Origin of the sequence: Streptomyces sp. NPDC127129 (assembly GCF_042671585.1) — a bacterium.
Classification (GTDB): Bacteria; Actinomycetota; Actinomycetes; order Streptomycetales; family Streptomycetaceae; genus Streptomyces.
The window spans coordinates 117,942-135,925 of sequence record NZ_JBHXTV010000018.1; the positions used below are offsets into that span (position 1 = coordinate 117,942).

Below are 17,984 nucleotides of genomic sequence, written 5' to 3' on the forward strand. Positions count from 1 at the left end.
CAGGGAAGCGATTAGGCTGGGGTGTCTCAGCAAACGGGACGCCGCACGACGAAGTGCGACCAAGAACGTGACAGGAGGGGTGGCAAAGTGACCACCGAGCTGCGCCGGCTGCGTAACTACATCAACGGGGAGTTCCGGGACGCCGCCGACGGACGGACCATCGATGTGGTCAACCCGGCCACGGGCGAGGTCTTCGCCACGTCTCCGCTCTCCGGACAGGCGGACGTCGACGCCGCCATGGACGCGGCCGCGGCCGCGTTCCCGGCCTGGCGCGACACCACGCCCGCCGAGCGCCAGAAGGTCCTGCTGAAGATCGCGGACGCCTTCGAGGAGCGCGCCGCCGACCTGATCGCCGCCGAGGTGGAGAACACCGGCAAGCCGGTCGCCCTCACCGCGAGCGAAGAGATTCCGCCGATGGTGGACCAGATCCGCTTCTTCGCGGGTGCCGCCCGGCTGCTCGAAGGCCGCTCGGCCGGCGAGTACATGGAGGGCATGACCTCCATCGTCCGCCGCGAGCCCGTGGGTGTCTGCGCGCAGGTCGCGCCGTGGAACTACCCGATGATGATGGCCGTGTGGAAGTTCGCCCCGGCGCTCGCCGCGGGCAACACCGTCGTCCTCAAGCCCTCGGACACGACCCCCGCGTCGACCGTCCTGATCGCCGAGATCATCGGCCAGATCGTCCCCAAGGGTGTCTTCAACGTCATCTGCGGCGACCGCGAGACCGGCCGTGCGATGGTCGAGCACCCGACCCCGGCGATGGCCTCCATCACCGGTTCGGTACGCGCCGGCATGCAGGTCGCCGAGTCGGCGGCCAAGGACGTCAAGCGCGTCCACCTGGAGCTGGGCGGCAAGGCGCCGGTCGTCGTCTTCGAGGACACCGACATCGCCAAGGCCGTCGAGGACATCTCGGTGGCGGGCTTCTTCAACGCGGGCCAGGACTGTACGGCCGCGACCCGTGTCCTCGTGCACGAGTCCATCCACGACGAGTTCGTGGCGCAGCTCGCCAAGGCCGCCACGGACACGAAGACCGGCCAGCCGGACGACGAGGACGTGCTCTACGGCCCGCTGAACAACGCCAACCAGCTGAAGCAGGTCTCCGGCTTCATCGACCGCCTCCCGGCCCACGCCAAGGTCGAGGCCGGTGGCCACCAGGTCGGCGAGAAGGGCTACTTCTACGCCCCGACCGTCGTCTCCGGCCTCAAGCAGGACGACGAGATCGTCCAGAACGAGGTCTTCGGCCCGGTCATCACGGTGCAGTCGTTCCGTGACGAGGAGCAGGCCCTGGAGTACGCCAACGGCGTCGAGTTCGCCCTCGCGTCCTCGGTCTGGACGAAGGACCACGCCCGCGCCATGCGGATGTCGCGCTCGCTCGACTTCGGCTGCGTGTGGATCAACACCCACATCCCGCTGGTCGCGGAGATGCCGCACGGCGGCTACAAGAAGTCCGGCTACGGCAAGGACCTCTCGGCGTACGGCTTCGAGGACTACACGCGCATCAAGCACGTGATGACGTCCCTGGGCTGATCGCCTGACGGACAGCGCGGGCGGCCGGGGTTCTCCCCGGCCGCCCGTTCTCATGAGCAGTCGTGGCGGTACGCGAACGGCAGGTCGGGGCAGGTCGCGCAGACGAACACGTACAGCCCGCCCATGTCGCCCAGCATCAGGCCCGGCGCCCCCTGGAGCGCGCTCCGCTCCTCGTACGGCAGGTCGAAGACCGTCCCCGTCGCCGGCACGTCCTCCTCCGGCACCCAGGAACGCCACGACTCCCCGTCGAACTCCCTGCTGGGCACACTCAGCAGATGCTCCATCTGCCGTCCGCAGCCCTCGCAGCCCGGCCAGGCCGGGTCCTGCGTCCAGGTGGGGAAGCCGCCCACCTTGACGCCCGGGGCGACCGACAGATGCGACCAGTACGACCAGCCGGTCTCCTCGTCCACCTCGTCGAAGCGGTCCTCCAGGGCGTCGAAGACCGTGTCGGGAAGATCCCAGGCGGCGAACTCGTCCACCCGTTCAGGGTGGAGCACACACGGGTCCGGCACATAGTCCGCGCGGGCGCCCTCCGGACGGGGCGGGTTCGTCAGCGGCTCGACGTCGGCGCCGCTGTCCCGCCAGTACAGCTCGGGGCGAGGTGAGTAGAACGGCTCGTGGTCGAACGGGCACCACAGCATCTGCAGCAGATCCGTGCCCTCGGGGAAGGGCAGTTCGGGCACGTCCGGCGCGTACAGCTGGAGCACCGGCACGAGCGGCAGCGGGCCCGCGTCCTTCGGCGGGGCGAAGGCCGTGCGCGGATGCTCCTCGGAGCAGTGCGGCCACGCCTCGGACTCCGGCCAGAGCAGCGGTCCGCCCATCGAGCTGTCGAGCACCCCGGGCCGCCCGGTGCGCGGATGCAACCGGACGGTCCGCGCCCGGTACGGGACCAGTTCGGGGAACAGCGCCGCCACGTCGAGCGGGCGCGGCGGGGTCGTTCGCGTGTTGTCGGCCATGACGGCAACGTACGGCAGCGGTCTGACACTCCGGTCCGACGGGCGACGGGCGACGGGCGACGGGCCGCCGACGAACGGCGGAGGTCTGCCATGATCGACAGGGTGTCGGGACCGCGGTCGTTCCGTCGACGGAGCGTCCATTGTCCCCGCGTGGCACGCCCGCGATGCTGCTCGGATGAGAGCGACAGCGAGGAAGACCATGTCCCGCCGGTCCGTGCTGCGTGGCATGGGGGGCGTCGGGACCGCAGCCCTGCTCGCCGGGTGCGGGGTGCCGGCCGCCTACGTCGAGCCGGGGGAGCGGGCCGGCCGTGACCTGTCCGCGCGGGACCGCACGCTCGACTTCGCCAACTGGCCGCTCTACATCGACACCGATGACGACGACACGTCGAAGCGGCCCACGCTGGACGCGTTCTCCGAGCGCACCGGGATCTCCGTGCGCTACACCGAGGAGATCAACGACAACGACGAGTTCTTCGGCAAGATCAGTCCCGCGCTGATGAACCACCAGGAGACCGGCCGGGACCTCGTCGTCGTCAGCGACTGGATGGCCGCCCGGTTCGTGCGGCTCGGCTGGGTGCAGGAGATGGACCGGGCCGCGCAGCCGAACATCGGCCGGTACCTGGACCCGCAGCTGCGCTCGCCCGCCTTCGACGAGGGCCGTCGGCACACCGTCCCCTGGCAGTCGGGGATCACCGGCATCGCGTACAACCGCAGGAAGCTCGGCCGGGAGATCCGGTCGGTCAAGGAGCTGTGGGACGACGAGCTGCGCGGGAAGGTCACGCTGCTGTCCGGGCTCGACGAGTCCTTCGCGCTGCTCATGCAGGGCAACGGCGTGGACGTGACACGGTGGACGGCCGACGACTTCCACACGGTGTGCGAGCAGGTCGAGAGGCTCGTCGCCGAGCGGCACGTCCGGCGCTTCACCGGCAACGACTACATCAAGGACCTGTCGACCGGCGACGTGCTGGCCTGCCAGGCGTACTCGGGCGACGTCATCCAGCTCCAGGCCGACAACCCCGACATCGAGTTCGTCGTCCCGGAGGAGGGCGCCGAGCTCTGGGCGGAGTCGCTGATGATCCCCAACCTGGCGCAGCACAAGGCCAACGCCGAGAAGCTGGTCGACTACTACTACGACCCCGTGGTCGCCGCCGAACTCGCCGCCTGGGTCAACTACGTCTGCCCGGTGCCCGCCGCCCGTGACGTGCTCGCCGACTCGGACGACGAGGAGCTGGCGGCCCTCGCCGAGGACCCGCTGATCTTCCCCGACGACGCGATGCGGGGACGCCTCGCGATAGCCCGGGACATCACCTCGCAGGAGCGGACCGAGTTCGCGAAGAGGTGGAACTCGATCGTCGGGCTGTGAGTTCTCGGGGGGTGAAACCGGACGAGAACCCGAACCCGAACCCGAACCCGAACCCGAACCCGAACCCGAACCCGAACCCGAACCTGAACAGGGCTGTGACGTATGGCCTGTTGGCCGCCTGGGCCCTGCACGACGCAGAGGAGCTGCTCGCCGGACCCCGCTGGCTCCGGGAGCGCCTGCCGGAGCTGCGCGAGCGCTTCCCCGAGGTGCCCGAAGCGGTGTGGAAGGCAGCCGAGAGCGTCGACGAGCGGGAGTTCGCCGTGGCCGTGGCGGGGGTGGGTGCCTTCGTGGCCGCCGCGGCCGTCGCCGGCCGGCGTTCCGGCGGCCGGTCGGCCTTCTACCAGGCCGCGCTGAACGGCTTCGGCCTCCACGGCCTCGTCCATCTGGCGCAGGCCGCCGCCGTCCGCGGGTACACGCCCGGCTCGGCGACCTCGCCGCTGGTCGTCGTGCCCTTCGCCCTCTGGGCGCGGGGGCGGCTGCGGCGGGCCGGTGTGCTGCGGCCGACGCGGGCGAGGGACGTGGTGACCGGGCTCGCGGTGGCCGCCGGGGTGACCGTCGCCGCGCACGGACTCGCCCGGAAGGTGACCGGGCACCCCCATTTTTGAACGCGTTCATGACGGGCGTAGGGTGCTGTCATGAACGAGACGAAGGGGCCGAGGGCCCTTCTCAGGCGTATCCGTGTGTGGCTGGTCGTCTTCATCGTCTGTCTGGTGCTGAGCGGGCTCACCGCCTTCCCGCTCGTCACCGAGATCCGCTTCGTCGAGGACGCGTTGACGTCCTGGGCGGCCCCCGTGGCGGAGACCTTCCCCAGTCTTCTGGAGTGGATCCAGTGGGTGCGGCAGGGGACGGACACCGCCGACTCCCTGTATCCCTTCCTGCTCTACGGCACCGACTGGCTGGCCTTCGCGCACCTCGTCATCGCCGTCGCGTTCTACGGGCCCTACCGCGACCCCGTCCGGAACATCTGGGTGATCGAGTTCGGGATGATCGCCTGTGCGGGCATCATCCCGCTCGCCCTGATCTGCGGCCCGATCCGGGGCATCCCCTTCTGGTGGTCGGTCATCGACATGTCGTTCGGCGTCTTCGGGGTGATCCCGCTGCTCGTCGTACGCCGGATGATCAAGCGCCTCGAAGCGGTGCAGGCGGTGGCCGGAGCGCCTCAGCCGGTCGGCGCGCCGTAGGCCGCCACCATCAGGGCCAGGGCGACCCGGTTCATGTCCTGGCCCTTCGCGTCCGTCGAGTTGACGCTGTAAACCAGGGTGCGTTCGCCGTTCCGGGTCGAGGCGATCGCCGCGTTGTAGCCCCACCGGCCGCCCGTCTTGCCCCACACCTCCCGCCCGCCGAGCTTCTTCATCGAGAGCCCGACGGAGTACGCGCCGGGGGCGCCGCTCCTGAAGTCCGGCACCTCCGGCAGCGTGAACATCTCCTCCAGGAGCGGTCCGCGCACCACCCGCCCCTGGAACAGCGCCCGCGTGAAGCGCTCAAGATCCGCCGTCGTGGAGACGAGGTCGCCCGCCGCCCAGCCGTCGGTGGTGCTCCAGACCGACACGTCGCGCAGTCCGGTCGAGCCGTCCGCGAGCTTCATCGTCTGGTAGCCGTGGTTGTGCGGGCCGCGGATCCGCGGGTCGGCCCCGGGGAGGTACGTGTCACGCAGCCCGAGCGGCAGGAGGACACGCGCCGCGACCTGACGCTCGTACGTGTCGCCCGTGACCCGCTCGATGAGCAGACCCGCGATCGTGTAGCCGATGTTGAGGTAGTGCTGCTTCTCGCCCGGGGCGAACTCGGGCTGCTTCGCCGTCGCCGAGCGGACCATCGCGCGCGGGTCGTGTGTCTCGAAGCGGCTCGCGTACCACTCCTCGACCGTCGAACCGGCGAAGTCGGGCGCCGGGATCCCGTGGGTGTGGTTCAGGAGCTGGCGGACCGTCACCTTCCCGTACCGGGCGGGGATCAGCTCCGGCAGGTACGAGCGGGCCGGACGGTCCAGGTCGAGCCGCCCCTCGGCGGCCAGCTGCAGGGCGACCGCCGCCGTGAAGACCTTGGTCACCGAACCGGTGCGGAACCGGGCGTCCGGATCGGCGGGCCGCATCGACGTCAGGTCGTGCACTCCCGACGTGCCGCGCCACACGCCTTCGCGGCCCCCGACCCGTACCAGTGCGGCCGTCGCGTCCTGTGCGGGCAGTCCGGCGATCGCCGCCTCGAGCGCCGTGTCCCCGGTCCGTGACGAGCCGGCGGCGACGGCGAGGGGCGTCGCGGGTGACGCCGCGGCGGCCGGGAGGACCGCCGGGCCCGCCGCGAACCCCAGGACGAGGGCGGCGGCCAGCAGGGTGCGCGTGCTGCTCTTCATGGTCAACTCCGTGGGTGTGGGCCGTTGTTCTCGATCTCCCATCCTGTTGACCTGCGGCGGTCCACGGATCGCCGGAGCGGGGGATCTTCGCCCGGCCCGCTCATCCCCCGGCCGGGGGAGACCCCGCCGTGACCAGACCGCTCTCGTACGCGCAGATCACCGCCTGGATCCGGTCCCGCAGCCCCAGCTTGGCGAGCACGTTCCCCACGTGCGTCTTCACCGTGTGGTCGCTGACGACCAGTTCCGCCGCGATCTCCGCGTTCGACAGGCCCCGCGCGAGCAGCAGCAGCGTCTCCCGCTCGCGGGCCGTCAGCGCGTCGAGGCGCGGATCGGGGCGGGGCGGACGGCGGGCCGGGCGGGTGTACTCCTCGACCAGGCGCCGCGCCACCGACGGGGCGAGCAGCGAGTCGCCCCGCGCCACGACCCGTACGGCGTGGACCAGATCGTCCCGGCGTACGTCCTTCAGGAGGAACCCGCTCGCGCCCGCGTGCAGTGCCTCGTACACATACGCGTCGGAGTCGAAGGTCGTCAGCATCACCGTCCGGCAGGCCGACTCGGCGCCGATGGTCCGACAGGCCTCGATGCCGTCCATGCGCGGCATCCGGATGTCGAGCAGCGCCACATCGGGGGAGTGGCGGCGCACCGCCTCCACCGCCGCCGCTCCGTCGCCGGCCTCCGCAACGACCTCGATGTCCGGCTGCACGTCGAGAATCATCGCGAAGCCGCTGCGGACCAGCTCCTGGTCGTCGGCCACCACCACACGGATCGTCACCGCGCCACCTCCCGGACGGCGGCCACGGGGAGCGTGACCCGCACCTCGAAGCCCCGGCCCTCCGGCCCGGGGCCGCACTCCGCCGTCCCGCCGTGCGCGGCCGCCCGCTCACGGATGCCGACCAGCCCGTGCCCGCCGCCCGCCGGCCGCGCGCCCCGCCGGGGCCCGCGCCCGTCGTCCGTCACGACCACCTCCAGCACACCCTCTCCGTACGCCAGCCGTACGGCGGCCGTGCGGGCCGCCGCGTGCTTCACCACGTTCGTCAGCGCCTCCTGGACGATCCGGTAGACCGTCGCCCCGGTGGCCGTGGGCAGGGAACGGACCCCGCCCACCGTCCCGTACGAGACCTCCAGGCCGCCCGCCCGGACACCCTCCAGCAGGCCGGGGAGCCCGCCGAGGTCCGGCTGCGGCTCCAGGGGTTCGGGGTCCTCGGTCCCCTCCCGCAGCACGCCCAGCATCCGGCGCAGCTGCGCCATCGCGTCCCGCCCCGTCGCGGAGATCGCGTCGAACGCGGCCTCCGCCTTCTCCGGGGCCGCCCGCACCGCCACCGGACCGGCCTCCGCCTGCACGATCATCAGGCTCACCGCGTGCGAGAGGATGTCGTGCATCTCCCGTGCGATCCGGGCCCGTTCGCGCGCCGCCGCCCGTTCGGTCTCCACCCGGGCGGCCCGCTGCCGGGCGTCGGTGAGCCGTCCGAAGACGTACGCCGCCGCGAACACGAAGAGGGAGAACGTCAGTTCACGCGCCGACCGGGTGTTCAGCCACACCGACACCGGCACCGCGACCACCAGCAGCAGAGCGGCCGCCAGCCGTTGCGGCGGCGGCGAGAGCGCGGCGATCGTGTAGACGATGACGAGCCCGGTGTACGGAAGGGGCTGACCGGGGCCCTCCACGGCCAGCCGGTACAGCGCACTGGTCGCGGCGATCGCGAGGAGCACGGCGAACGGCGCGCGCCGGCGCCAGATCAACGGGACGACGGTGAGCGTCGTCAGACCGTACGCGGGCCAGGTCGCCGGCTCCAGCTCCGGCGGGCGGGGCACCACGAACGGCATCGTCATGGCCGCCTGGACGAGCAGCGCGATCCCGACGTCCACGGCCTGGGGACGGGAGGCCCCGAACTCCCGCGCCCGCTCCCACCACCCCCGGACGTCCCCCCGTACGCCCACTACGGCTTCCGGCCCACCGCGCCGAACTGCGCCACCTCGCTCGCCGGGGCGAACCGCCAGCTCGCGCAGGACACGACACCCGGCTCCAGGACGTCGAGACCGTCCAGGAAGGAGGTGAACTCGGCGCGGGTGCGGGCCGTGATCGGCGGGGTGGCGTTCTCGTTCCAGAACGCCATGGCCGCCGCGTTCCCCTCGCCCCCGAGCTCCGGCTCCAGCGTCGGGTGGGTCAGCGCGAGGTACGAGCCGGAGGGGACCGCGTCCATCAGCGTACGGACGACGGACCGGGCCTCGGCGGTGTCGAGGACGAAGTTGAGGATGCCGAGCAGTATGACCGCGACCGGCCGGGACAGGTCCAGCGTCCGCCCCGCCTCCTCCAGGATCCGCTCGGGGTCCCGCGCGTCCGCGTCGACGTAGTCGGTGACGCCCTCCGGGCTGCTGGTCAGCAGCGCGCGGGCATGGGTCAGCACGATGGGGTCGTTGTCGACGTAGACGACCCGGGCCTCGGGAGCGAGGTGCTGCGCGACCTCGTGGGTGTTGTCGGCCGTCGGCAGGCCCGTACCGATGTCCAGGAACTGGCGCACCCCCGACTCGGCCGTCAGATGCGTCACCACCCGCCCGAGGAACGCCCGGTCCGCGCGAGCCACTTCGCCGATGCTCGGGTAGAAGCCGGTGACCTGGTCGCCGACCTCCCGGTCCACCGGATAGTTGTCCTTGCCGCCCAGCCAGTAGTTCCACACCCGCGCGTTGTGCGCGATGTCGGTACGGATCCTGTCGTCCCCGGTCACCTCGGCGTACCCCTTCGCAGTTCGGCGGCGAGCGCGTCCACACGGTTGGTGGTGATCGCATCCACCCCGTGGGACAGGAGCTTACGCATGGTGCGGCGGGTGTCCGCGGTCCAGGCGGAGACGAGGTAGCCGTCCCGGTGCACCCGTTCCACCAGCTCCCGACTCACCAGGCCGAAGCGGTAGTTGAGCCAGCGCGGCCGCACGGCGTCCAGGAGCGCGGCCCGGGGCGGGGCGAGCGAGGTCCAGGTCAGCGCGATCTCGGCGGACGGGTCGGCGGCCCGCACCTGGAGCATGGCGACCCCGCCCGCGCAGTAGTAGACGCGCTCGGCGGCACCGCACTCGCGGACCGTGCCGACGATACGGCGGACCGAGTCCTCGTTCCCGCCGGGCAGATCGAGCATCAGCCGGTACGGCCCCGCCGCGATCAGTGCCTCGCGCAGCGTGGGCACGCCGTCGTAGGTCAGCTCGCCGAGCTCCGCGAGGGAGACCGCGGAAAGGGGCCGGTCATGGCCCCACAGCCGTTTGAGCGTGTCGTCGTGGAGCAGGACGGGAACGCCGTCCGCGGTGAGCCGTACATCGACCTCGACGGCGTCCGCGCCCGCCTCGATCGCCGAGACGATCGAGGCGAGCGTGTTCTCGCGGACGCGGTACGGGTCCCCGCGGTGGCCTACGACAGTGACGTGGTCCATGGGGCCATTGTCGCGAGTGTCAGCGAGCCAGCCACTTCTCGGTGTAGCTGTCGATCTCCGCGGAGATCCGGGCCTTGCCGGCCGCGTCGAGGAAGGACGCCTCGACCGCGTTCTTGGCGAGGGCCGCGAGACCGCGCTCGTCCAGCTCCAGGAGCCGGGCGGCGACGGCGTACTCGTTGTTCAGGTCCGAGCCGAACATCGGCGGGTCGTCGCTGTTGATCGTCACCAGGACGCCGGCCGCCACCATCTCCTTGACGGGGTGCTGGTCCAGGTCGGCGACGGCACGGGTCGCGATGTTCGAGGTCGGGCAGACCTCCAGGGCGATCCGGTGCTCGGCGAGGTACGCGAGCAGTTCCGGGTCCTGGACGGCGCTGGTGCCGTGGCCGATGCGCTCGGCGCCCAGCTCCCTCAGCGCGTCCCAGATCGTCTCCGGGCCCGTCGTCTCGCCCGCGTGCGGGACGGAGCGCAGCCCCGCCGCGATGGCGCGGTCGAAGTAGGGCTTGAACTGCGGACGCGGCACACCGATCTCCGGGCCGCCGAGCCCGAACGAGACGAGGCCCTCCGGGTGCAGGTCGACCGCGAGCCGGGCGGTCTCCTCCGCGGCTTCGAGGCCGGCCTCGCCCGGGATGTCGAAGCACCAGCGCAGGACGATGCCGAACTCGGTCTCCGCGGCCTTGCGGGCGTCCTCGATCGCGGCCATGAAGGCGTGCTCGTCGATCCCGCGGCGGGTCGAGCTGTAGGGGGTGATGGTCAGCTCGGCGTACCGGATGTTCTGGCGGGCCATGTCCCGGGCGACCTCGTAGGTCAGCAGCCGGACGTCCTCCGGGGTGCGGACCAGGTCCACGACGGAGAGGTAGACCTCGATGAAGTGGGCGAAGTCGGTGAAGGTGAAGTAGTCGACGAGCGCCTCCGGGTCCGTGGGGACCTTGGAGTCCGGGTGCCGTGCGGCCAGCTCGGCGACGATCCGGGGGGAGGCGGAGCCGACGTGGTGGACGTGCAGCTCGGCTTTCGGCAGCCCCGCGATGAAGGAGTGCAGATCGTTCATCCGATCATCGTAGGCCGGGCGGGTCCCGTGTCGGAGTGAGGTCGTAGCATGGCGTGACCACGATGGGGGAGGCCCATGTCTGACAACAGCGACCAGCCGCGGGGCGGATACGACCCGACGGACCCGTGGGCTCCGCCGAACCGCGACGGGGTGGAACTGAGCAAGGCGGCGACGCCCGAGCCCATGCCGCGGGACCGTCCGCCGGTGCACGACCAGCCGACGATGACGGCCATGCCGTCCGCCGGGGACGTACCGCCGCCGCCGGTCGCCCCCGGCGGCCCGGCGACGGGTTCGTACGGCTACCCGACGCCGCCGCCGGTCACGGCGCCCGCGCCGTCGGGATACGGGTATCCCGGGTACCCGGGATACCCGGGCGGGGCCGTCGGCTACGGCCAGCCGGGATGGCAGCAGACCCCGTCCAACGGGATGGGGATCGCGGCGATGGTCCTCGGCATCATCGCCGTGGCCGGCTTCTGCATGTACGGGCTCGGCGTCATCCTCGGCATCCTGGCCCTGGTCTTCGGCATCATCGGCCGCAAGAAGGTCCAGCGGGGCGAGGCGAACAACGGCGGGATGGCGACGGCCGGCATCGTCCTCGGCTCGATCGGCATCCTGGTCAGCGCCGTGTTCCTGACCTTCGTGATCTGGGCCATCGTCGAGAGCGAGAACAGCGACAGCAGCTCGGACGACCCGTTCGCGACGAGCCTGGTGGTCGAGAACCGCTAGTCCGCGGCCGTCGTCGAGAAAGGGGCCCCGCGCCGAAGCGCCGGGCCCCTTCTCGTACGCCGGAGGCTCATGAGCCCGAGGCTCATGAGCCCGAGGCTCATGAGCCCGAGGCTCATGAGCCCGAGGCTCATAAGCCCGAGGCTCATGAGCCCGAGCGGAGCCGCTCCCGCGCCTCCATGAGCGCGAATCCCAGCAGGTTCAGGCCCCGCCACCGGGCGGGATCCTTCGCGCGCGGGTCGTCGGCGCCGAGCCCGATGCCCCACACCCGGTCCAGCGGGCTCGCCTCCACCAGGACCCGCCCCCCGGTGCCCAGCAGGTACGCGCGCAGCGCCTCTTCCGAGGCGAACTTGTGCACGCTGCCCTCGACGACGATCCCGAAGCGCTCCCGCTCCCACACCGCCTCGTCGAAGCCCCGCACCAGCCGTCCCGCCTTCTTCGCCTCCGCGGGCGTACCGGACGACAGCGCCGCCCGCTCCGCCTCGGGGTCCTGGAAGAGCCGGGCCTTCGCCGCCATCATCCAGTGCTCGGCGGTCGCGTACCGCACCCCCTCGACCTCGAACGGTGACTCCCACCACTGGCTCAGACAGCTCGCCGAAAGCTGCCCGTCCGGCCTCGGCCGGTGGCCCCAGAAGTGCAGCCACTTGACCTTTTCACCCCTGCTGACCTGCTCCGTCAGCGTGTCGATCGTCCGCATGCACGGGATTCTGACAGCCGCCACGGACACTCCGTACTGTCATTTCCCCGAGCCCTCGACACATGGTCGACCGATTCCGTCGCGTAACCAAAAGGCAACGACGGAATCACTTGTTGGACCGATCGGCCTCTGTCAGGATCGGCACTCAATTCGAACTGGAACAACGGAGAGCGTCATGGGCAACCGCTTCCAGCTGACGGACCGCTTCGCGGACGGCGCACAGTACATCGGCGGGCGGCTGCGTCCCGGAACCTCAGGGGACGAGCACAGCGTCGTCGATCCGGCCACCGGCGAGAGCGTGTACACCTACACCCTCGCGTCCACCTCCGACGTGGACGACGCCGTCGCCGCCGCGAAGGAGGCGTTCCCCGCCTGGGCGGGCGCGACCCCCGGTGAGCGATCCGACGCCCTCCACCGGTTCGCGGGCGTGCTCGCCGAGCGTGCCGAGGACATCGCCCGCGTCGAGTCCCTCCAGTGCGGCAAGCCGATCAAGCTCTCCACCGAGTTCGACGTACCCGGCACGGTCGACAACACCGCCTTCTTCGCCGGCGCCGCCCGCCACCTCCAGGGCCAGTCCGCCGGCGAGTACAGCGGCGACCACACCTCGTACGTACGGCGTGAGCCCATCGGTGTCGTCGGCTCCATCGCGCCCTGGAACTATCCGCTCCAGATGGCGGCCTGGAAGATCCTCCCGGCGATCGCCGCCGGCAACACGGTCGTCCTGAAGCCGGCCGAACTCACCCCGCTCACCTCGCTGATGTTCGCCCAGGCCGCTACCGAGGCCGGCATCCCCGACGGCGTCGTCAACATCGTCACCGGCGCGGGCCGTACCGCGGGCGAGCACCTCGTCGGCCACCCCGACGTCGCCATGACCTCCTTCACCGGATCCACCCCGGTCGGCAAGCGCGTCGCCGAGATCGCCACCTCCACCGTGAAGCGCCTCCACCTCGAACTGGGAGGCAAGGCGCCCTTCGTCGTCTTCGACGACGCCGACGTGGAGGCCGCGGCCCACGGCGCCGTCGCCGCCTCCCTCATCAACACCGGCCAGGACTGCACCGCCGCCACCCGCGCGTACGTCCAGCGTCCGCTCTTCGACGCGTTCGTGGCCCGCGTCGCCGAGCTCATGGAGACGGTCCGCCTGGGCGACCCCTTCGACCCCTCCACCGACCTCGGCCCGCTGATCAGCCACGCCCAGCGCGACCGTGTCGCCGGCTTCGTCGACCGCGCCCGCGGCTACGCCACCGTCGTCACCGGCGGCGAGGCCCCCGGCGGCGAGCTGAAGAACGGCGCGTACTACCGGCCGACCCTGATCACCGGCGCTGCGCAGGACAGCGAGGTCGTGCAGTCGGAGATCTTCGGGCCGGTCCTGGTGGTCCTGCCCTTCGACGGCGACGACGACGGTCTCCGGCTCGCCAACGACACCCCGTACGGTCTCGCCGCCTCCGCCTGGACCCGTGACGTCTTCCGTGCGAACCGCGCCACCCGCGAGATCAAGGCGGGTTGCGTCTGGATCAACGACCACATCCCGATCATCAGCGAGATGCCGCACGGCGGCTACAAGGCGTCGGGGTTCGGAAAGGACATGTCGGCGTATTCCTTCGAGGAGTACACGCAGGTCAAGCACGTGATGTACGAAAACACCGCGGTGGTCCGGAAGGACTGGCACCGCACGATCTTCGGAGACCGGTAGTCCCTCCCCAACCCCCGAGAGGCACAGCGCATGGAGCAGTACGAGCCCGACAGCCTGTCCGCCGCACAACTCGCGGCGATGCGACGCAGTCTGACGAGTGGCCGGGGCGCCCTCACCCGCCGTTCGATGCTGCGCGCCGGCGGTGTCGGCGCGCTCACGGTCGGCGGCCTCGCGTCCCTGAGCGCGTGTGGCATCCCGCCGGCCAAGCGGGAGGACCAGGGCCCGGCGTCGACGGACTTCTCGGCCAAGGAGAAGGAGCTCGCCTTCTCCAACTGGACCGAGTACATGGACGTCAGCGAGGACGAGAAGTCCCGCCCCACCCTGGAGGCGTTCACCAAGCGCACCGGGATCAAGATCAAGTACACCGAGGACATCAACGACAACGTCGAGTTCTTCGGCAAGATCAAGCCGCAGCTCGCGGCCGGCCAGGACACCGGTCGCGACCTGATCTGCGTCACCGACTGGCTCGCGGCCCGCATGATCCGGCTCGGCTGGGCGCAGAAGCTGGACGCGGCCAACCTCCCCAACGCCTACGCGAACCTGTCCGCGCAGTTCCGCCGCCCCGACTGGGACCCGGGCCGTGCCTACTCGTACCCCTGGACCGGTATATCCACCGTGATCGCCTACAACTCCAAGGCGACCGGCGGGAAGAAGGTCGACTCGGTCACCCAGCTCCTGGACGACCCCTCCCTCAAGGGCCGCGTCGGCTTCCTCACCGAGATGCGCGACTCGGTCGGCATGACCCTGCTCGACATGGGCAAGGACCCCGGGAAGTTCACCGACGCCGACTACGACGCGGCGATCGGCCGGCTCCAGAAGGGCGTCGACAAGAAGCAGATCCGGCGCTTCACCGGCAACGACTACACCTCCGACCTGGACAAGGGCGACCTGGCGGCCTGTCTCGCCTGGGCCGGTGACATCATCCAGCTCCAGGCCGACAACCCGGACATCAAGTTCGCCATCCCGTCCGCCGGCTACATCACCTCCAGCGACAACCTGCTGGTCCCGGCCAAGGCCCGGCACAAGGCCAACGCCGAGAAGCTCATCGACTACTACTACGAGCTTCCGGTCGCCGCCCAGCTCGCCGCGTACATCAACTACGTCTGTCCGGTCGACGGCGTGAAGGACGAACTCGCCAAGATCGACCCCGAGCTGGCGAGCAACACGCTGATCCTGCCGGACAAGGCCATGGCCGCGAAGTCGCGTGCCTTCCGCTCGCTCACCAGCGAGGAAGAGACGGCGTACGAGGAGAAGTTCGCCAAGCTCATCGGTGCCTGAGAACCGTCGTCCACCTCTTACGAACCTGGGATCGCAACCCATGACTGACAAGACTGCTTTCACTGGAAAGAACACGGGCGGCGGCGACGTCCGTCTCACCGGCATCAGCAAGACGTACGGCTCCTTCACCGCCGTCCACCCGCTCGACCTGACCATCCCGCAGGGCTCCTTCTTCGCCCTCCTCGGAGCGTCCGGCTGCGGCAAGACCACCACGCTGCGCATGATCGCCGGCCTGGAGGACCCCACCGGCGGCACCGTGTTCCTCGGCGACAAGGACGTCACCGACCTTCCGCCGTACAAGCGGCCGGTCAACACCGTCTTCCAGTCCTACGCGCTCTTCCCGCACATGGACATCTACGAGAACATCGCCTTCGGCCTGCGCCGGCGGGGCATCAAGTCGGTGAAGAAGCAGGTCGACGACATGCTGGAGCTCGTCCAGCTCGGCGACAAGGCCCGGCACAAGCCGCACCAGCTCTCCGGCGGCCAGCAGCAGCGCGTCGCCGTGGCCCGCGCGCTCATCAACCACCCGCAGGTCCTCCTCCTCGACGAGCCGCTCGGCGCCCTCGACCTCAAGCTGCGCCGCCAGATGCAGCTGGAGCTCAAGCGCATCCAGACCGAGGTCGGCATCACCTTCGTCCACGTCACCCACGACCAGGAGGAGGCCATGACCATGGCCGACCAGGTCGCGGTGATGAACGGCGGCCGGGTCGAGCAGCTCGGCGCCCCCGCAGACCTGTACGAGAACCCGCGGACCACGTTCGTGGCCAACTTCCTCGGCACCTCCAACCTCATCGAGGCCGAGGTCGTCGAGACTGGCGCCTCCGACCTGGTCGTCACGGCCGGCGGCGGCAAGCTCCGGGTGCCCGCGGACCGCTGTACGGCGACCGTACGCACCGGAGGCAAGGTCCTGGTGGGCGTCCGCCCCGAGAAGATCTCGCTCGCGCACGCCGACGACGCGGGCAAGATAGCCGACGGCCGCAACAAGGTCACCGGCCGCATAGCCGACTCCTCCTTCATCGGCGTCTCCACGCAGTACGTGGTGAACAGCCCGGCGGGGGCGGAGCTCCAGGTCTACGAGCAGAACATCGAGCGGGACACGCGCCTGGTCCCCGGCGCCGAGGTCGTCCTGCACTGGAACCCGGCGCACACCTTCGGGCTCGACGCCGATCAGGACATCGACGCGGGCGTGGAGACGGTGGAGGACGCCTCGTGAGCGCACCCACCCTGACGAAGGAGGAAGCGGCGCCGCCCGCGCCGGAACTCCCGGTCCGCAAGCCCTCCACCCGCAAGCGGCTCGTCCCCTACTGGCTGCTGCTGCCCGGCATCGTCTGGCTGCTCGTCTTCTTCGCGCTGCCGATGGTCTACCAGGCCTCGACCTCCGTGCAGACCGGCTCCCTGGAGAAGGGCTTCGAGGTCACCTGGCACTTCCAGACCTACTGGGACGCCTTCCAGGAGTACTGGCCGCAGTTCGTCCGCTCCCTGCTGTACGCCGGCACCGCCACGCTGCTCTGCCTGCTCCTCGGCTACCCGCTGGCCTATCTGATCGCCTTCAAGGCCGGCCGCTGGCGCAACCTGCTGCTCGTTCTCGTCATCGCGCCCTTCTTCACCAGCTTCCTCATCCGGACGCTGGCCTGGAAGACGATCCTGGCCGACGACAGCGTGGTCGTCGACGCGCTGAACGCGCTGCACGTCCTGGACGTGACCAGCTGGCTCGGCTGGACCGAGGGCGACCGCGTGCTCGCCACGCCGATGGCGGTGGTCTGCGGTCTGACGTACAACTTCCTGCCGTTCATGATCCTTCCGCTCTACACCTCGCTGGAGCGGATCGACGGCCGGCTGCACGAGGCCGCGCAGGACCTGTACGCCTCCCCGGCCACCACCTTCCGCAAGGTGACCTTCCCGCTCTCCATGCCGGGCGTCGTCTCGGGCACGCTGCTCACCTTCATCCCGGCGAGCGGCGACTACGTCAACGCGGAACTCCTCGGCTCCACCGACACCAAGATGGTCGGCAACGTCATCCAGTCGCAGTTCCTGCGCGTCCTCGACTACCCGACGGCCGCCGCCCTGTCCTTCATCCTCATGGCGATCGTGCTCCTCATGGTCACCGTCTACATCCGCCGCGCGGGAACGGAGGACCTGGTCTGATGCGTTGGATCCGTCGGAACCTTGTCGCCATCGCGGGCCTGCTGACGCTCGCGTACATGATCCTGCCGAACATCGTCGTGATGGTGTTCTCGTTCAACAAGCCGAACGGGCGCTTCAACTATGCCTGGCAGCGCTTCTCGCTGGACGCCTGGAAGGACCCCTGCGGCGTCGCCGACATGTGCGAGTCGCTGTCGCTCTCGCTCCAGCTCGCCGCCTGGGCGACGGTCGGCGCGGTGGTCCTCGGCACGATGATCGCCTTCGCGCTGGTCCGCTACCGCTTCCGGGCGCGCGGCGCGATCAACTCGCTGATCTTCCTGCCGATGGCGATGCCCGAGGTCGTCATGGCCGCCTCGCTGCTCACCCTCTTCCTGAACATGGGCATCGAGCTGGGCTTCTGGACCGTCCTGATCGCCCACATCATGTTCTGCCTGTCGTTCGTGGTGACGGCCGTCAAGGCGCGGGTGATGTCGATGGACCCGCGTCTGGAGGAGGCCGCGCGCGACCTCTACGCGGGCCCGGTGCAGACGTTCGTACGGGTCACGCTGCCGATCGCCGCCCCCGGCATCGCCGCCGGCGCGCTGCTCGCCTTCGCGCTCTCGTTCGACGACTTCATCATCACCAACTTCAACGCGGGCTCGACCGTCACCTTCCCCATGTTCGTCTGGGGTTCGGCGCAGCGCGGCACGCCGGTCCAGATCAACGTCATCGGCACGGCGATGTTCATCATTGCCGTACTGGTGGTGGTAGCCGGACAGATCGTCACCAACCGGCGCAAGAAATCAGCGACAAGCTGAGTACGTCCTAGCA

18 protein-coding genes are annotated in these 17,984 nt (G+C 70.4%); 10 read left to right on the forward strand and 8 right to left on the reverse strand.

The features are described from left to right. Positions 1–87: 87 nt before the first annotated feature. Positions 88–1,524 carry a gamma-aminobutyraldehyde dehydrogenase gene (locus tag ACFVGW_RS30040; protein WP_352191862.1) on the forward strand — a complete coding sequence of 479 codons (1,437 nt, stop codon included), beginning with the start codon at positions 88–90 and terminating at the stop codon, positions 1,522–1,524. 50 nt (positions 1,525–1,574) lie between these two features. On the opposite strand, the gene ACFVGW_RS30045 is transcribed toward ACFVGW_RS30040, so the two are convergent. After that, positions 1,575–2,480, reverse strand: a complete 906-nt coding sequence (locus ACFVGW_RS30045) for a DUF1963 domain-containing protein (RefSeq protein ID WP_385854140.1) — start codon at positions 2,478–2,480, stop codon at positions 1,575–1,577. A gap of 199 nt (positions 2,481–2,679) precedes the next feature. Between ACFVGW_RS30045 and ACFVGW_RS30050 the strand changes: the two genes are divergently transcribed. The 3 genes from ACFVGW_RS30050 (at position 2,680) to ACFVGW_RS30060 (ending at position 5,024) form a co-directional block, all read left to right on the forward strand. Beyond that, complete coding sequence (locus tag ACFVGW_RS30050; RefSeq protein ID WP_385854175.1) at positions 2,680–3,843, forward strand: PotD/PotF family extracellular solute-binding protein; 1,164 nt, start codon at positions 2,680–2,682, stop codon at positions 3,841–3,843. An 83-nt stretch (positions 3,844–3,926) separates the two neighbouring features. Further along, positions 3,927–4,448: an HXXEE domain-containing protein gene (locus ACFVGW_RS30055; RefSeq protein WP_385854176.1), complete on the forward strand. Its 522-nt coding sequence runs from the start codon at positions 3,927–3,929 to the stop codon at positions 4,446–4,448. Between the two features lie 30 nt (positions 4,449–4,478). Beyond that, positions 4,479–5,024, forward strand: a complete 546-nt coding sequence (locus tag ACFVGW_RS30060) for a hypothetical protein (RefSeq protein WP_385854141.1) — start codon at positions 4,479–4,481, stop codon at positions 5,022–5,024. Here the strand turns inward: ACFVGW_RS30060 and ACFVGW_RS30065 are convergent. The 6 genes from ACFVGW_RS30065 to ACFVGW_RS30090 form a co-directional block, all read right to left on the reverse strand. Further along, positions 5,003–6,187 carry a serine hydrolase domain-containing protein gene (locus ACFVGW_RS30065; protein WP_385854142.1) on the reverse strand — a complete coding sequence of 395 codons (1,185 nt, stop codon included), beginning with the start codon at positions 6,185–6,187 and terminating at the stop codon, positions 5,003–5,005. The genes ACFVGW_RS30060 and ACFVGW_RS30065 overlap by 22 nt on opposite strands. Before the next feature lie 100 nt (positions 6,188–6,287). Beyond that, positions 6,288–6,959 (reverse strand): response regulator, encoded by a 672-nt coding sequence (locus ACFVGW_RS30070; protein WP_385854143.1) that lies wholly within the window; start codon positions 6,957–6,959, stop codon positions 6,288–6,290. After that, entirely contained in the window at positions 6,956–8,125 is a 1,170-nt protein-coding gene (locus ACFVGW_RS30075) for a sensor histidine kinase (protein WP_385854144.1), read from the reverse strand. The genes ACFVGW_RS30070 and ACFVGW_RS30075 overlap by 4 nt, the downstream gene beginning before the upstream one ends. Beyond that, entirely contained in the window at positions 8,125–8,910 is a 786-nt protein-coding gene (locus ACFVGW_RS30080; protein ID WP_385854145.1) for an SAM-dependent methyltransferase, read from the reverse strand. Before ACFVGW_RS30080 ends, ACFVGW_RS30075 begins: the two co-directional genes overlap by 1 nt. Continuing rightward, positions 8,907–9,599 (reverse strand): glycerophosphodiester phosphodiesterase, encoded by a 693-nt coding sequence (locus ACFVGW_RS30085; protein WP_383228167.1) that lies wholly within the window; start codon positions 9,597–9,599, stop codon positions 8,907–8,909. The genes ACFVGW_RS30080 and ACFVGW_RS30085 overlap by 4 nt, the downstream gene beginning before the upstream one ends. Before the next feature lie 19 nt (positions 9,600–9,618). After that, on the reverse strand, positions 9,619–10,644 hold the full coding sequence (locus tag ACFVGW_RS30090; protein WP_385854146.1) for an adenosine deaminase: 1,026 nt from the start codon (positions 10,642–10,644) through the stop codon (positions 9,619–9,621). Positions 10,645–10,719: 75 nt separating this feature from the next. Between ACFVGW_RS30090 and ACFVGW_RS30095 the strand changes: the two genes are divergently transcribed. Next, a complete protein-coding gene (locus ACFVGW_RS30095) occupies positions 10,720–11,370 on the forward strand; it encodes a DUF4190 domain-containing protein (RefSeq protein WP_383294645.1) in 651 nt (216 codons plus the stop codon). Positions 11,371–11,512: 142 nt separating this feature from the next. Here the strand turns inward: ACFVGW_RS30095 and ACFVGW_RS30100 are convergent, their stop codons facing one another. Further along, entirely contained in the window at positions 11,513–12,064 is a 552-nt protein-coding gene (locus ACFVGW_RS30100) for an NADAR family protein (RefSeq protein WP_385854147.1), read from the reverse strand. A gap of 175 nt (positions 12,065–12,239) precedes the next feature. Between ACFVGW_RS30100 and ACFVGW_RS30105 the strand changes: the two genes are divergently transcribed. Genes ACFVGW_RS30105 through ACFVGW_RS30125 form a run of 5 tightly spaced genes read left to right on the forward strand, consistent with a single transcriptional unit; the run spans position 12,240 to position 17,971 of the window. Then, positions 12,240–13,754 carry a gamma-aminobutyraldehyde dehydrogenase gene (locus ACFVGW_RS30105; RefSeq protein WP_385854148.1) on the forward strand — a complete coding sequence of 505 codons (1,515 nt, stop codon included), beginning with the start codon at positions 12,240–12,242 and terminating at the stop codon, positions 13,752–13,754. 30 nt (positions 13,755–13,784) lie between these two features. Further along, entirely contained in the window at positions 13,785–15,032 is a 1,248-nt protein-coding gene (locus ACFVGW_RS30110) for a spermidine/putrescine ABC transporter substrate-binding protein (RefSeq protein WP_385854149.1), read from the forward strand. A 40-nt stretch (positions 15,033–15,072) separates the two neighbouring features. Next, a complete protein-coding gene (locus tag ACFVGW_RS30115; protein ID WP_385854150.1) occupies positions 15,073–16,245 on the forward strand; it encodes an ABC transporter ATP-binding protein in 1,173 nt (390 codons plus the stop codon). Further along, a complete protein-coding gene (locus tag ACFVGW_RS30120) occupies positions 16,242–17,177 on the forward strand; it encodes an ABC transporter permease (RefSeq protein ID WP_383228177.1) in 936 nt (311 codons plus the stop codon). Before ACFVGW_RS30115 ends, ACFVGW_RS30120 begins: the two co-directional genes overlap by 4 nt. Continuing rightward, positions 17,177–17,971: an ABC transporter permease gene (locus tag ACFVGW_RS30125; protein ID WP_352191554.1), complete on the forward strand. Its 795-nt coding sequence runs from the start codon at positions 17,177–17,179 to the stop codon at positions 17,969–17,971. The genes ACFVGW_RS30120 and ACFVGW_RS30125 overlap by 1 nt, the downstream gene beginning before the upstream one ends. The last annotated feature ends 13 nt before the right edge of the window (positions 17,972–17,984 follow it).